The 13,886-nt window shown below is 74.1% G+C and carries 12 protein-coding genes; 5 read left to right on the top strand and 7 right to left on the bottom strand.

Annotated features, from left to right (window positions below; genetic code table 11):
- Positions 1–11: 11 nt before the first annotated feature.
- From ABTY40_RS18525 to mshA, 3 genes are all read right to left on the bottom strand, one after another.
- The gene (locus ABTY40_RS18525; RefSeq protein ID WP_352060487.1) at positions 12–1,748 is read right to left on the bottom strand and encodes a glycosyl hydrolase family 28-related protein; all 1,737 of its coding nucleotides are present in this window, start codon (positions 1,746–1,748) and stop codon (positions 12–14) included.
- 122 nt (positions 1,749–1,870) lie between these two features.
- Complete coding sequence (locus ABTY40_RS18520) at positions 1,871–2,377, bottom strand: type III secretion system chaperone family protein (protein ID WP_352060486.1); 507 nt, start codon at positions 2,375–2,377, stop codon at positions 1,871–1,873.
- Entirely contained in the window at positions 2,370–3,737 is a 1,368-nt protein-coding gene (gene mshA / locus ABTY40_RS18515; protein WP_352060485.1) for a D-inositol-3-phosphate glycosyltransferase, read from the bottom strand. Before mshA ends, ABTY40_RS18520 begins: the two co-directional genes overlap by 8 nt.
- A gap of 296 nt (positions 3,738–4,033) precedes the next feature.
- Here mshA and ABTY40_RS18510 point away from each other — a divergent pair, with 296 nt between their 5' ends.
- The 3 genes from ABTY40_RS18510 (at position 4,034) to ABTY40_RS18500 (ending at position 7,740) form a co-directional block, all read left to right on the top strand.
- Positions 4,034–4,867, top strand: coding sequence for a class I SAM-dependent methyltransferase (locus ABTY40_RS18510; protein ID WP_352060484.1), 834 nt, complete (start codon positions 4,034–4,036; stop codon positions 4,865–4,867).
- A gap of 228 nt (positions 4,868–5,095) precedes the next feature.
- Positions 5,096–6,223 carry a C40 family peptidase gene (locus ABTY40_RS18505; RefSeq protein ID WP_352060483.1) on the top strand — a complete coding sequence of 376 codons (1,128 nt, stop codon included), beginning with the start codon at positions 5,096–5,098 and terminating at the stop codon, positions 6,221–6,223.
- Positions 6,224–6,519: 296 nt separating this feature from the next.
- On the top strand, positions 6,520–7,740 hold the full coding sequence (locus tag ABTY40_RS18500) for a PP2C family protein-serine/threonine phosphatase (RefSeq protein ID WP_352060482.1): 1,221 nt from the start codon (positions 6,520–6,522) through the stop codon (positions 7,738–7,740).
- A 94-nt stretch (positions 7,741–7,834) separates the two neighbouring features.
- Here the strand turns inward: ABTY40_RS18500 and ABTY40_RS18495 are convergent, their stop codons facing one another.
- The 3 genes from ABTY40_RS18495 to ABTY40_RS18485 form a co-directional block, all read right to left on the bottom strand.
- Entirely contained in the window at positions 7,835–8,176 is a 342-nt protein-coding gene (locus ABTY40_RS18495) for a DUF2516 family protein (RefSeq protein ID WP_345279049.1), read from the bottom strand.
- Between the two features lie 92 nt (positions 8,177–8,268).
- The gene (locus ABTY40_RS18490) at positions 8,269–8,853 is read right to left on the bottom strand and encodes a hypothetical protein (RefSeq protein ID WP_352060481.1); all 585 of its coding nucleotides are present in this window, start codon (positions 8,851–8,853) and stop codon (positions 8,269–8,271) included.
- A gap of 37 nt (positions 8,854–8,890) precedes the next feature.
- The gene (locus ABTY40_RS18485) at positions 8,891–9,352 is read right to left on the bottom strand and encodes a helix-turn-helix domain-containing protein (protein WP_352060480.1); all 462 of its coding nucleotides are present in this window, start codon (positions 9,350–9,352) and stop codon (positions 8,891–8,893) included.
- A 307-nt stretch (positions 9,353–9,659) separates the two neighbouring features.
- On the opposite strand from ABTY40_RS18485, the gene ABTY40_RS18480 reads away from it, so the two are divergent.
- Positions 9,660–10,145: a MarR family winged helix-turn-helix transcriptional regulator gene (locus ABTY40_RS18480; RefSeq protein WP_352060479.1), complete on the top strand. Its 486-nt coding sequence runs from the start codon at positions 9,660–9,662 to the stop codon at positions 10,143–10,145.
- Positions 10,146–10,262: 117 nt separating this feature from the next.
- The gene (locus ABTY40_RS18475; RefSeq protein ID WP_352060478.1) at positions 10,263–11,744 is read left to right on the top strand and encodes an MFS transporter; all 1,482 of its coding nucleotides are present in this window, start codon (positions 10,263–10,265) and stop codon (positions 11,742–11,744) included.
- A gap of 73 nt (positions 11,745–11,817) precedes the next feature.
- Here ABTY40_RS18475 and ABTY40_RS18470 read toward each other — a convergent pair whose 3' ends face one another.
- Positions 11,818–13,842 carry a HelD family protein gene (locus ABTY40_RS18470; RefSeq protein WP_352060477.1) on the bottom strand — a complete coding sequence of 675 codons (2,025 nt, stop codon included), beginning with the start codon at positions 13,840–13,842 and terminating at the stop codon, positions 11,818–11,820.
- Between the last annotated feature and the right edge of the window lie 44 nt (positions 13,843–13,886).

Raw genomic sequence — 13,886 nt, 5'->3', positions numbered from 1 at the left:
GGTCCGCGGCGTCAGTCCGGGAGGAGGGCGCGCTGGGCCTCGTACAGGTTCCGGGGGCGGACCGTCTCCGGGCAGCCGTACGCCTCCATGCGCGCGTGCAGTTCGCCGGTGAAGTCGGGGACGTCGATCTGGTCGAACTCCCGGACCTCGCTGATGCCGACGGTCGCGCTGTACGGGGCGACGGTGTCGAGCCTGACGAGCCCGGCGCGGCCGTTGGTCACCGTCACGTTCCAGTGGGTGAAGCGGGCGCCGTAGAGCGGACCCGCGGAGGCGTCCCCGCCGTGCCGGCCGTCGTTCTCCACGGTGATCTCGGTCCGTACGTTGGCGAAGGGCATGCCCCGGTGGGTGTCGAAGGTGCTCGTCTCCATGACCCCGCGCGACCAGACGTTGTGGCTGGACAGTCCTTCGACGTTGATGCCGTGGAGCTGGGTGCCGGGCGGCGCGGGGGCGGTACGGGCCGCGACGCGGAAGTCCTCCACCAGGTTGTCGTGCGCGCCTTCCCGGCAGAAGTACGGGTGGTGGGAGCCGCGCCCCTCGACCCGGGTGCGGCGCAGGGTGCAGGCGGAGGCGGCGACGAGCCCGAAGCCGTTGTCGACGTGGCGGACGACGACGTCCTCGGCCCAGCAGTCGTAGGCGCACTGGAAGGTGACGCCGTTACGGCCCGGGTCCAGAAGGTGGGGCGACTGCGGGGTCTCGGCCGCCTCCAGGGTGAGGCCGGCCACCCCCGAGCCGGTCAGGGGCTCGGTCCCGGAGACGAGTCGGGGGTCCCACTCGGGGCGCGCGTCGAGCGGCAGGGGCCGTTCGAGGGTGACGCGGCGGCCCTGTACGCGGACGACCCGTACGGGCCACTCGTAGGGGACGTACGAGAGGAGCTTGGTCTTGTCGTCCCAGGCGTACGCCTCCGCGCCCGGGCCGCCGCCCGCCATGTGTTCCAGGAGGGTGTGGCCGGCGTCGTCGGCGAGCCGGAGCAGGACGAGCCGGCCGGGAGCGAGTTCCGTCGGGTCTTCGACGGTGACGGTCCGGTCGCCGCGCCGGGCCGGGCGGAGGGCGGTGAGCGTCGTCCAGTCGTCCCGGCGGTTGCCGGTCCAGCCCTCGAACGGCCAGGCCCGTTCGCGTATCGCGGCGACGAGGGAGGCGTGCCGGGCGCGCGGGGAGAGCCAGATCAGGCCGCCGGCCCAGGACCAGGCGGACTTGTCGCCGCCGTAGCGGGACCCGTACGGGCCGATCAGCTCCGTCAGGCTGCGGGTGGCGAGCAGGGTCGTACGGCCGGAACCGGCGCCGCGCAGGACGACTCCGCTGTGACCGATCCGCAGGTAGTCGTCGATCCGGTACGTGCCCGGTGGCAGGAGGACCGTGCCGCCGCCCCGCTCCCCCGCCTCGGCGAGGGCGCGGTTGATCGCCGGGGCCGCGTCGGCCCGGCCCCCGGGGTCGGCCCCGTAGGTGGCGGACGCGTCCGTGACGACCGGGGGCCGGGGCAGCCGGCGGGCGCCGGAGAACGCGCCGGCCCGGCCCACGTAAGGGATCTGGGGGTGCGTGGCCGGGGTGGCCTCGTACTCCCGCCAGAGCCGCGCGACGGCGGGACGCCGGGCCGGAGGGGGACCGCCGCCCGGCGCGCGGCCGGCGGGGGCGGGGCCCGAGGGGAGGGTGGGGATCGTGGGCGGGGTGAGAGCCGTGGTGCCCGCCGCCGTGGTGACGGCGGCCGTCACCGCCGTGGCGGCGCCGGCGAACCGCCTCCTGCTGAGTGCCATGAGAGAACCTGAACCTTTCCCATTTCACGTACATGAACGGTGTTCAGATCTGCGCAGAACGCGAGCATGGCAGGAAAAGGAGGCCACGGGGAAGGGTCAGTGCGCGGGCTCAGTGCGCGGGCTCAGTGCGCGGGCTTCTCAATCAGGCTCTTGAACGCGTCGAGGTTCCGGGTGGACTCGCCGCGCGAGACCCGCCACTCGTACTCGCGGCGGATCGCCGACGCGAAACCGAGTTCGAGGAGGGTGTTGAAGTCGCCGTCCGCCGCTTCGAGGACCGAGCCGAGGAGCCGGTCCAGCTCCTCGGGCGTCACGGCCGCGAGCGGCAGCTTGCCGGCGAGGTAGATGTCACCGAGCCCGTCGATCGCGTACGCCACCCCGTACAGCTTGAGGTTGCGCTCCAGGAGCCAGCGGTGGACCCCCGTCGCGTTCTCGTCGGGGTGGCGGATGACGAAGGCGTTGAGGGAGAGCGAGTGGCGCCCCGCCTTCAGCGAGAGCGTGGTGAACAGCTTGCGCGTGCCCGGGAGTTTCACCACGTACGAGCCGGGTTCGGGAGACTCCCATTCCAGCTCGGCGTCGTCCAGGGTCGTCTCGATGGTCCGCCGTACGTTCCCGGTCACGTCCTCAGCCATGGTGGGAGCGTACGCGACGGCGGTTCTCGCGCAGCCGGTGGTCGTGCATGGCGGCCGTGTACACGTCGGCCGTGCCCGAGGCGGCGGTGTCCCAGCCGAAGGATCCGGCGTGCCGGGCCGCCGCCGCGCCCATCCGGTCCGCCAGCGCCGGGTCCGCGACGAAGCGGCCGAGCGCGCGGGCGTAGTCCGCGGGGTCGTGGCCCTGGACGAGGAAGCCGGTCACGTCGTCCCGGACGGCGACCGGCAGCCCGCCCACCGCGGCGGCGACGACCGGGGTGCCGGCCGCCTGCGCCTCTATGGCGACCAGGCCGAACGATTCGCTGTACGAGGGCATGACGAGGACCGACGCGGCGCGGAACCACTCCGCGAGCCGGTCCTGGCCCATCGGCGGGTGGAAGCGCATGAGGTCCGCGATGCCCAGCTCGGCGGCGAGCTTCTGCAGTCCCTTCGGCGTGGCCAGACCGCTGCCGCTGAGGCCGCCGATCACCGGCACCACCATCCGCGAGCGCAGCGACGGATCACGCTTCAGCAGTTCGGCGGCGGCGCGGAGCAGGATGTCGGGCGCCTTGAGGGGCTGTATCCGGCCGGCGAAGACGGGGATGAACGCGTCCTGCGGCAGACCGAGCCGGGCGCGGGCGGCGGCCCGGCCGTCGGCCGGCCTGAAGTGGTCCAGGTTCACGCCGGGGTGGACGACTGCGATCTTGCCGGGGTCCGCCTCGTAGAAGCGGGCCAGCTCGTCGGCCTCCTCGGCCGTGTTGGCGATCAGCCGGTCGGCGGCGGCGACGATCTGCGTCTCGCCGATGATCCGCGCCGCGGGCTCGGGCGTGTCACAGCCGGACATCGCCGCGTTCTTGACCTTCGCCATGGTGTGCATGGCGTGGACGAGCGGGACGCCCCAGCGGTCGGCGGCGAGCCAGCCGACGTGTCCGGAGAGCCAGTAGTGGGAGTGGACCAGGTCGTAGTACCCGGGGCGGTGGCCCGCCCACGCCCGCATCACACCGTGCGTGAAGGCGCAGAGCTGGGCGGGCAGCTCCTCCTTGGACAGGCCCTCGTACGGCCCGGCGTCCACGTGGCGCACGAGCACGCCGGGCGCGAGCTCCACGGCGGGCGGGAGGCCGCCGGTCGTGGAGCGGGTGAAGATCTCGACCTCGATGTCGATCGCGGCGAGCCGCTTGGCCAGCTCGACGATGTAGACGTTCATGCCGCCGGCGTCCCCGGTCCCCGGCTGGTGCAGCGGGGAGGTGTGGACGCTGAGCATGGCGACGCGGCGCGGGGTGCGGTGCCGCCCGGGGAGCCGGAGCCGGTTCGGCACCGGATGCCGGTGCCGTGAGCCGGCGAGCCGGGACACGTACTGGCTCACGTCGGCGGTCCTTCCGCTCGGGCCTGCGCTTGCGTCGGGCAGGGCGGGCATGGCAGCCGCCGGCCCGGCAGATGATCACGACGGGCATGACGGCTGGGGACGCGGTGCGTCCTTCAGCCCTGCACAACACCGGAATCTCATCTTTCATTTCCGCTGGTGAGGGCCCTTTGCCAATTCGTTGCCGGGGGACGGGGGACCGGGGGCGCCTGAGGCGGGGCCGGCGGCCGGGGCGCGGGGGCCGGGGCGCCCGAGGGCGGGGCGCCGGGGCCCCGGCCCGTACCCCTTACGCTCGTTCCATGGCCCCGCGCACCACCCGCCCCGTCGGCACTCCGACCCGCGGGACCACGAATCCGAACCGCCTGCGCCGGATGGACCGCTGGATCGCCGCCGTCCACGGGCCCGCGCTGCGCCGGTCGCCCGCGCCGCCGGTCGCCGTCGACCTGGGATACGGGGCGGCGCCCTGGACCGCCGTCGAGCTGCTCGCCCGGCTGCGCACCGCCGATCCCCGCACCCTCCTGTACGGCATCGAGATCGAGCCGGCCCGGGTGGAGGCGGCCAGGCCGTACGAGGCCGGGCACCCCGGGCTCGCGTTCCTGCACGGCGGCTTCGAGGTGCCGGTGCCCGGGGAGGTCTCCCTGATCCGGGCGGCGAACGTGCTGCGCCAGTACGACGAGGACGAGGTCGCGGAGGTGTGGGCCCGGCTGTGCGCCCGGCTCGTGGCGCCCGGTGCCCCCGGCGCGGGTGGCCACGGCGGCGGCCTGCTGGTGGAGGGCACCTGCGACGAGATCGGGCGCCGGCACGTCTGGGTGGCGCTCGACCGGAACGGGCCGCGCACGGTGACCTTCGCCACCCGGCTCGGTTCGCTGGAGCACCCCTCCGACCTGGCGGAGCGGCTGCCCAAGGCCCTGATCCACCGCAACGTCCCCGGGGAGCCGGTGCACGCCTTCCTCCGGGACTTCGACCGGGCGTGGGCGGCGGCCGCCCCGTACGCCTCGCTCGGCGCCCGGCAGCGCTGGATCCGGGCCGTACGGGACCTGGCGGCGGACTGGCCGCTGACGGACGGGCCCCGGCGGTGGCGGCAGGGCGAGGTGACGGTGCGGTGGGAGGCGCTCGCGCCGAACTCCCGCTGAGCCCGTCAAGGGTGCGGCGCCCGCGCCCGCCCCGGAATCGTTCCCGGAGCGTTCCCGTACGCGCGGAACGCCACGGGCGTCACTCTCGTCTCCCTGGGGGAACCTCCCGGCAGGCCCTGACCCCCTGTCGTTTTCGGGTTTCGCATGGCACTATCGCCAGGTCACCGATAAGTTACTGACGGTAAATCAGGTATCGGTGGCCCACATGGGTCACTCGAGGGGGAACTCGTGAACCGTCGCCGCCACGCCTCTGTCGCGATCACCGTGATCTGCGCCCTGACCGTGCTGGCCTCACCCGCGCTGACCCTCCAGGCGTCCGCCGCCCCCCTCCCCCCGGCCCCGCCGGCCGCCTCGGCCGGCGCCACCGCGCCCGGAGCCTCCACCGGTTCCGGTGCCTCGCTGACCCCCGCCCCGTCCGCGCCGAGGAAGACGCTGGAGGAGGTGCGCAAGGAGATCGACGCCCTGTACCGGCAGGCGGCCGCCGCCACCGACGCGTACAACCTCGCGGAGGAGAAGGCCGAGGCGCAGTCCGCCGAGCTCGCCGAACTCGGGCGGACGATCGCGGAGGGCCGCGCGAAGATCGAGGACCTGAAGGCGAGGGCGGGCGCGGCCGCCCGCGCCCAGTACCGCAACGGCGGGCTGCCCGACGGCGCCCAGCTGGTTCTCACCGACGACCCGCAGCTCTTCCTCGACACGGCCGGACGGCTCCGGCAGGGCGCCCGGGCCACCAAGGATCTCCTCATCGAACTCACCCGCACCCAGGCCGAGTTGGACGCCTACGCCGAGGAGGCCGGAGAGAACTGGACCCGGCTGGAGGCGCACCGCGTCAAGCAGGCCGCGGCGAAGAAGGAGATCACCGAGAAGATCGGCGCCGCCGAGCGCCTGGAGTCCCGGCTCGCCGCCGAGGAGCGGGAGCGGCTGCGCCGTCTGGAGGAGCTGGCCCAGGAGAACGCCCAGACCAACTGGCTCAAGACCGCCGACCTGCCCGCGTTCACGGCCCCGGCGACCGAGCAGGGCAGGCGGGCGGTCGCCTTCGCGGCGGCGCAGATCGGCAAGCCGTACGTGTGGGGCGCGGAAGGCCCGGACTCGTTCGACTGCTCGGGCCTGACGCAGAGCGCCTGGGCAGCGGCGGGCAAGGTGATCCCGCGCACCTCTCAGGAGCAGTGGCGGCTGCTGCCCCGCGTCGACGTCAAGGACATGCGGCCCGGCGACCTGATCGTCTACTACCAGGACGCCAGCCACATCGGCATGTACGTCGGGAACGGGATGATGGTGCACGCGCCGCGGCCCGGTCGGGACGTGACCCTGGCGGGCGCCGGCTCGATGGAGATCCTCGGCGTCGTCCGCCCCCGGTGACCTCCGGCCCTGACGGGTCCCCGCCCGGAGTGAGGTTTCTCATTGCCCCCGGGTCCGGATCCGGGTCAACTACGCCCCCTTCCGCGGCATATGCCAATCCCGGGAGCGCTCTCACAGGCTGATCACCATTCCGTTCCCGGCCGCCCTACCGCTATGGTCCCGGACGGGCGGGACGCCACCCGGCGCTCCGCGCACTCCCGGGGGGAGGGAAGGAACAGGCCGGACCGATGCCCGCATCCCTACCGCGCCAGAGCCGGAGAAACGTCTCTGCCGCGGGGTCCTGCGACGCCACCGTTATGACAGGCACAGGTACAGGAACCGATCGCGCCGATCTCACCCTCCTGGTCGTCGAGGACGACCCGGCGGGTGCCCTCGCCGTACCCGAACTCCTCGACGCGGCGGACGCCGCCGGCACCCGCGTCCGCATCCGTACCGCCCGGAACCTCACCGAGGCCGAGCGGCTCCTCACCGACGACGTGCACTGCGTCCTCGTCGACCTCTCGCTGCCCGACCCGAGGGCCGCCGCCGGGGACGACCCGCTCGCGCCACTGCGCCACATCCTGCGCCTCGCCCCGCGCCACGCCGTGCTCGCGCTCGCGCCCTCCGCGGACGCCGAGCTCGCGGCCGAGGCGGTACGGGTCGGGGCGCAGGACCACCTGTTCCGCGAGGAGCTCGACGGGCGGCTGCTCAGCCGGGCCATCCGGTACGCGGTCGAGCGCAAGCGGGCCGACCGGGCGCAGGTGAAGCTCGCGGAGTCCCGGCTGCGCGCCCAGGAGAACGCCCGCCTGGAGCGCGGCCTGCTCCCGACCCCGCTCCTGGAGGGCTCGGACCTGCGGTTCGCCGCCCGCTACCGGCCGGGCCGGTCCCGGGCCCTGCTCGGCGGCGACTTCTACGACACCGTCCGCACCCCGGACGGCACCGTCCACGCCATGATCGGCGACGTCTGCGGGCACGGCCCCGACGAGGCCGCGCTCGGCGTCGAGCTGCGGATCGCCTGGCGGGCGCTGACCTTCGCCGGACTGTGCGGGGACGAACTGCTCTCCACGCTCCAGCAGGTCCTGGAACACGAGCGGGAGAGCGACGAGATCTTCGCGACGCTCTGCACGGTCGACATCGCGCCCGACGGGCGCCGGGCCGGGCTCTGCCTCGCCGGGCACCCCTCGCCGCTGATCGCCCTCCAGGGCCGGCCGGCGCGCCTCCTGCCGTACGAGGACGGCGGGCCCGCCCTCGGCCTGCTGCCGCGCGCCCGCTGGCCGCGCCGTCAGGTGGAGCTGGGGGCGGCGTGGAGCCTGCTCATGTACACGGACGGGCTGATCGAGGGCCGCTCGGCCGGTCCCGGGTCGCCCCGGCTGGGCCAGGACGGCATGGTCCACATGATCAACCGGCAGCTGGCGGCGGGCCTGCGGGGCGAGGAGCTCCTGGAGGCGGCCGTCACGGAGGTCCGCACCCTGAACGGCGGCGAGCTGACCGACGACGTCGCCGTCCTGGCCCTGGAACGGGTCGGGGCCCGGGGATGAACCCCGGGCCCCGCTGAGCCGTTCGCCGTACGCCGGTCGATCGAGCCGTTCGCCGTACGCGGTCGCCCGTACGCCGCCGTCGCCGGCCTGCCGGCTACCGGCCGCCGTTGTACGGGCCGTACGGGCCGTCGCTGCTGGAGCCACCGCCCCGGCCCCGGCCTCCGCCGGAGACCTGGGCGAGCGCCGGGCGGACGTCGACCATGAAGACGATGGCCGCGATCAGGCCGGCGATCTGCAGGAACAGCATCGGCAGCAACAGGTTCAGGACCAGGTTGATGCCGAGGATGATCAGCCAGAACTTCTTGGTCTGCTTCTCGGCGGCGCGGTAGGCGTCCTCGCGCGCCATGGCGGCGAAGACGAGCGCGGCGACGGCGAAACCGGTGAAGAGCAGGAAGGTCACCAGGTGGAGAAGGGAATCGAATCCCGCGCGCAACATGCTGAGCACCGCCTAGAGGGTGAGGGGGAGAGTGCGCCTCGCGGCCAAGGTACCCGGTACAACGCTCCGGACACCCGGTTCGGTGCCCGGCGCTACTCCTTCTCGGCGGTGACGGCCGTCTTCTTGGCGGTCGTCCGGCGCCCGGAGGGCTTCCGCGCACCGGCCGGCTCGCCGTCCTCCGCCGTGGCACCGTCCGACGCCTGGGCCTGGGGCCGCGCCTCCGGCTCCGGGTCCTTGGCGGGCTCGGGCTCGACGACGACGGCGATCTCGGTGATCTCGTCGGCCATCTCACCGCGCCATGCGCGGACGGCCTCCTCGCCGTGGGCGGCGACCTCCTCGTACTTCTCGCGGGCCTTCACCGCGTACTCGGCGGCGACGCCGACCCCGCGCAGGGCGAGGTCCTGGGCGGTCTCCCCGAGCTTCTTGAGGTCGGTGTCCAGTCCGCCGACGACCTCGGCGAACTTCGACTGCACGGTGGCCTGGGCCTCCTTGGCCTGGGCGGCCACCTTCTCCTGCACGGCCTTCGGGTCGGTCTTCCGTACGGCCTCGATGCGGGCGGGCGCCTCGGCGGCGAGCTGCTCGATCAGACCGGGCACCTTCCTGGCCTGCCGCACGGCGAGGTCGGCGGTGCCGGCGGCGAAGTAGAGGGGGGTACGCAGTTCGTCGATGATGGCCATGCTGGGGGTCCTCCCGGATGAGTCGTACAGGGTCGAACTAGCTCGCGGTCGGTTCGGCATCGGGCCTGTCACCAGGCGGGTCGGCAGGCGCCTCGGCGGGCGCCCCGGCAGGTGCGCCGTCACCGGGCCGCTCCGCCGGGGTGCTCGCGCTCTCGGCGGCGTTCTCCTTGCGGAAGGAGTCGTAGATCTGGAGCAGCACCTGCTTCTGCCGCTCGTTGATCGACGGGTCGGCCAGGATGACGGCGCGCGTCTCCAGCTCGTCCCGCTCCTTCTCGTCGAGGATCCCGGCCCGCACGTACAGCGTCTCGGCGGAGATCCGCAGCGCCTTCGCCACCTGCTGCAGCACCTCGGCACTGGGCTTGCGCAGCCCGCGCTCGATCTGGCTCAGGTACGGATTCGACACCCCGGCCGCCTCGGCGAGCTGCCGCAGGGACAACTGCGCGGTCCGCCGCTGCTCGCGGAGGTACTCACCGAGATTGCCGACGTTGAGCGATGCCATGCCTCGACCATGCCACCCATCGCTAACTATTGCAAGCAACCGCTAACTCCAGTGTCACCCATCCGGCCGCGACCACCCGCCTACCCGGCTCCGCGCCGGCTACCCGGCCCCGCCCCGGCGCCGGGCCGGGACCAGGGTCCGACCCGCACCGCCGGGAGCGCATGAAGCCCACCGCCGGGGCGGAGTCTTCGGCCGGAGGGGTGCACCGGTGGTCGACGGGCCGGCCGGCGAGATCCCGGCGCCCGGATCAAGCCGTACGGTTCGGGATAATCCGCGACGGATCGAATAGGTCGTTACCCTGGCACGTATGACTGCCATGGCACCCACCCGCACCGAGCCGGACCTCTCCTACCTCCTCGACCACACCAGTCACGTCCTGCGCACCCGCATGACCGCCGCGCTCGGGGAGATCGGGCTCACCCCGCGCATGCACTGCGTGCTGGTGCACGCGCTGGAGGCGGAGCGGACACAGGCGCAGCTCGCGGAGATCGGGGACATGGACAAGACCACGATGGTGGTGACCGTCGACGCCCTGGAGAAGGCGGGGCTCGCCGAGCGGCGGCCTTCCAGCGCCGACCGGCGGGCGCGGATCATCGCCGTCACCGAGGCCGGGGCGGAGGTCGCCGCGCGGAGCCAGAAGATCGTGAACGGCGTGCACGAGGCAGCCCTCGGCTCCCTGCCCGACGAGGAGCGCACCGTCCTGCTGCGCGCCCTGAACCGGCTGGTCACGGGACACCTGGAGACGCCCGTCGAGGGTCCCGGAACCGCTCGCCGCGCCCGCCAGCGCAGCTGAACCGCACCGCCCGAGAGCACTGACTCCCACCCCCAAGTGCTCTCGTAAAAAATAGTCTGCAACAAAACCATCTGCTAGCGTCTCTCCTGTCGCCTCCACCGAACAGGAGAGATCCCCATGCCTGCCTCCACCCCCTCCCCCCGCCGCGGCCTCGCCCTCGGCGTCCTCGCCACCGGCATGCTGATGACGATCCTCGACGGCAGCATCGTCACCGTCGCGATGCCCGCCATCCAGAGCGACCTCGGCTTCAGCCCCGTCGGCCTCAGCTGGGTCGTCAACGCCTACCTCATCGCCTTCGGCTCGCTGCTGCTGCTCTCCGGCCGGCTGGGCGACCTCATCGGACGCAAGCGCATGTTCCTCGCCGGCACCGGCGTCTTCACCGCCGCCTCGCTCCTCGCCGGGTTCGCCGGCTCCCCCGGCGTCCTCGTCGCCGCCCGCTTCCTCCAGGGCGTCGGCAGCGCGATGGCCTCGGCCGTCGCCCTCGGCATCCTCGTGACGCTCTACACCGAGCCCCGCGAACGCGCGAAGGCCATCGCCGTGTTCAGCTTCACCGGCGCCGCCGGGGCCTCCCTCGGCCAGGTCCTCGGCGGCATCCTCACCGACGCCCTCGCCTGGAACTGGATCTTCTTCATCAACCTCCCCATCGGCCTCGCCACCGTCCTCGTCGCCCTCCCCGCGCTCCCAGCCGACCGCGGTCTCGGCCTCAGGGAGGGCGCCGACGTCCTCGGCGCGCTCCTGGTGACCTCCGGTCTGATGACCGGCATCTACGCCGTCGTCAAGATCGAAGAGTACGGGGCGGCCTCCGCGCACACCCTGGGCCTGGGCGCCCTCGCCCTCGCGCTCCTCGCCGGCTTCCTCCTCCGCCAGACGCGGGCAGCGAACCCCCTCATGCCGCTGCGGGTCCTGCGCTCGCGCAGCGTCGCCGGCGCCAACCTCGTCCAGATGCTGATGGTCGCCGCGCTGTTCTCCTTCCAGATCCTGGTCGCCCTCTACCTCCAGAAGGTCCTCGGCTACGGCGCCTCCGCCACCGGCTTCGCCATGCTCCCCGCCGCCGCCGTCATCGGCGCCGTCTCCCTCGGCGTCTCCGCCCGCCTGATCGCCCGCTTCGGCGAACGTGCCGCCCTGCTCACCGGCCTCGCCCTGCTCGTCGGCGTCCTGGGCCTGCTGACCCGGGTCCCCGTGCACGCCTCGTACGTCACGGACCTGCTCCCGGTCATGCTGCTCGCCGCCGGGTTCGGCCTCGCGCTCCCCGCCCTCACCGGGCTCGGCATGTCGGGCGCCGACGAGGCGGACGCGGGCCTCGCCTCCGGCCTCTTCAACACCACGCAGCAGATCGGCATGGCCCTCGGCATCGCCGTCCTCTCCACCCTGGCCGCCTCCCGCACCGAGACCCTCTCCGCCGCCGGGCACTCCACCGCCGAGGCCCTGACCGGCGGCTACCGGCTGGCCTTCGCGGTCGGTACGGGACTGCTCCTCGCCGCCCTCGCCGTCGCCGCCACCGTCCTGCGCCGCCGCCCCACGCGTACCGCCGGGAACGCGCCGGACACCGCCGTGCGCGGCTTCCCGGAGGAAGCGCCGGCCGTGCCCGCCGCCCGCTGAAGACGTCCGACCGTGGCCCCGTCCCCGGTGCCCGCACCCCTTCACCGGGGACGGCGCCGGGGGCGGCGGCGTCTCAGACCAGGCCCAGCCACCGGGGCAGCGCCTCCGCGTGCACCAGCGTCAGCCGGGACACCGCCCTGGTCAGGACCACGTACAGCTGGTGCGGTCCCCGCGGGCCCGAGGCCATGATCGCGGCCGGCTCGACCACCACCACGTGGTCGTACTCCAGGCCCTTCACGACCTCCGGCGGCAGCACCGTGACCCGGTCCTCCCCCGCCAGCCGCTCGCGCAGCGGACCGACCAGGTCCCCGGGGGCGATCACCCCGACCGAGCCCTCGGTCTCCCGCGCCGCGGCGACCGCCGCGGCCGTCGCGTCGAGCAGTCCGCCCTCCGCCGGCCAGGCCGTCACCTCACCGTCCGTCCGCGCCGACCGTCCGGCGGGGACGTCCACGCCCAGGTGCGGCAGGAGCCGGTTGGTGAGCTCCACGATCGCCGCCGGGACGCGGTAGCCGGTCGTCAGCGGCACCACCGGCGCCCCGGGCGCGCCGAGGTGGGCGAGCTGCTCGCGCCAGTCGCGGGCCGCCCAGGGGGTGGTGCCCTGCGCCAGGTCGCCGAGGACGGTGAGCGAACCGAAGGCGGTGCGGCGGGCGACGGCCCGGCACTGCATGGGCGACAGGTCCTGGGCCTCGTCGAGGACGATGTGCCCGTAGCCCTCGGGCCGTTCGATCAGACCCGCGAGTTCGTCCAGGAGGACGTGGTCGGCTGCGGTCCAGCGGGCCGAACGGTACGAGCGCGGGGGCCGGGCCCAGCGGATCGCGGCCCGCTCCTCCTCGGTGAGCGCCGGGTCGCCGGGAGCCGTGAGCACGCCGGCGAGTACCTCCTCCGGCGTCGTCCTCGGCCAGTGCGCGTCGAGGAAGGCGGTCACCGGCCGGGCCCGTTCGACCCGCCGCGCCCAGGCCGCTCCCTTGGTGCCGGAGCGGCGTTCGGCCCGCTCCCGCAGGGCCCGGACGACCCGGGCGAGGACGCGTTCGCGGCCGGTGGCGTAGGGCGGGGCCTCCTCCCGTACCGCCGTGAGGATGCCGGCGAGCTCGTCGGCCGGGACGCGCCAGCGGTACGAGCCGTCGGGCACGGCCAGGTCCTCGGCGACCTCCGTGCGGACCCGGCCGTACAGCGCGCGCCGCAGCACCCCCGCCATGCGGGCGTCGTGTTTGACGCGGGCGGCCGCCTCGCCGTCCTCGGCCCCGACGGGTCCGCGGGCGATCTCCTCCTCCAGGGTGGTCTGCCGCACCCCCGTCTCACCGAGTGCGGGCAGCACCTCCGCGATGTAGGAGAGGAAGGCGGGGTGCGGGCCGAGGACGAGGAGTCCGGAGCGGCCGATCCGCCGGGGGTGGGTGTAGAGGAGGTACGCGGCCCGGTGCAGGCCGACGGCGGTCTTGCCGGTGCCGGGGGCGCCCTGGACACAGAGGGAGACGGCCGGGTCGGACCGTACGAGGTCGTCCTGGTCGGGCTGGATGGTGGCGGCGATGTCCCTCATCGGGCCGGTGCGCGGCCGCTCGATCTCCCGGGCGACGATCGCGCTGGGCCCGGGCCCGCCCGGCGCGGTGAGGTGCTCGTCCTCCAGGGCGGTGAGCTCCTCCGGGGCGCCCGTGCTCCCCGGCGCCCAGCCGAAGCGCCGGCGGCGGAGCACGCCCTGCGGGTCCTGGGTCCCGGCCTGGTAGTAGGCGCGGGCGACGGGGGCCCGCCAGTCGATGACGAGCGGCGGCGCGGCGGGGTCCTCGGCGACGCGGCGGCGGCCGATGTGGTGGGTCTGGCCGTCGGCCCGGTCGAGCCGGCCGAAGAAGAGGGGGCCCGGCGGGAGTTCGGCCATCTCCTTGGCTCGGCCGCGGAGGTGGCGACCGAGGATCTCGGCGTCGGCGCCGGAGGCGGCGACGTCCTCGCCGGTGACGACCTGCTCGGTGACGTCGTCGGTCATCCGGGTCAGGGCGGCGCGGCAGGCCTCGTGATGCGCGCGCTCCCGTTCGAGTTCACGGTCGAGGCCACCGTCGGGGGCGCGGTCGGGGGACGGGTCCGGGCAGGGGCGGGTGCTCAGTGACGTCATTCCGCCCAGCCTAGCGAATGTCGTTACTGAGTTACATTTTTTAC

This window comes from Streptomyces sp. NPDC126503, assembly GCF_040302405.1.
Classification (GTDB): Bacteria; Actinomycetota; Actinomycetes; order Streptomycetales; family Streptomycetaceae; genus Streptomyces; species Streptomyces gulbargensis.
This window is presented reverse-complemented; position numbering and strand designations above follow the sequence as displayed.

Bases quoted from the DNA above. Each gene is read 5' to 3' on its own strand.
- ABTY40_RS18470 (WP_352060477.1), bottom strand. From the start codon at position 13,842: ATGACGTCACTGAGCACCCGCCCCTGCCCGGACCCGTCCCCCGACCGC.
- ABTY40_RS18525 (WP_352060487.1), bottom strand. From the start codon at position 1,748: ATGGCACTCAGCAGGAGGCGGTTCGCCGGCGCCGCCACGGCGGTGACG.
- ABTY40_RS18485 (WP_352060480.1), bottom strand. From the start codon at position 9,352: ATGGCATCGCTCAACGTCGGCAATCTCGGTGAGTACCTCCGCGAGCAG.
- ABTY40_RS18510 (WP_352060484.1), top strand. From the start codon at position 4,034: ATGGCCCCGCGCACCACCCGCCCCGTCGGCACTCCGACCCGCGGGACC.
- ABTY40_RS18500 (WP_352060482.1), top strand. From the start codon at position 6,520: ATGACAGGCACAGGTACAGGAACCGATCGCGCCGATCTCACCCTCCTG.
- ABTY40_RS18495 (WP_345279049.1), bottom strand. From the start codon at position 8,176: ATGTTGCGCGCGGGATTCGATTCCCTTCTCCACCTGGTGACCTTCCTG.
- ABTY40_RS18475 (WP_352060478.1), top strand. From the start codon at position 10,263: ATGCCTGCCTCCACCCCCTCCCCCCGCCGCGGCCTCGCCCTCGGCGTC.
- ABTY40_RS18480 (WP_352060479.1), top strand. From the start codon at position 9,660: ATGACTGCCATGGCACCCACCCGCACCGAGCCGGACCTCTCCTACCTC.
- ABTY40_RS18490 (WP_352060481.1), bottom strand. From the start codon at position 8,853: ATGGCCATCATCGACGAACTGCGTACCCCCCTCTACTTCGCCGCCGGC.
- ABTY40_RS18520 (WP_352060486.1), bottom strand. From the start codon at position 2,377: ATGGCTGAGGACGTGACCGGGAACGTACGGCGGACCATCGAGACGACC.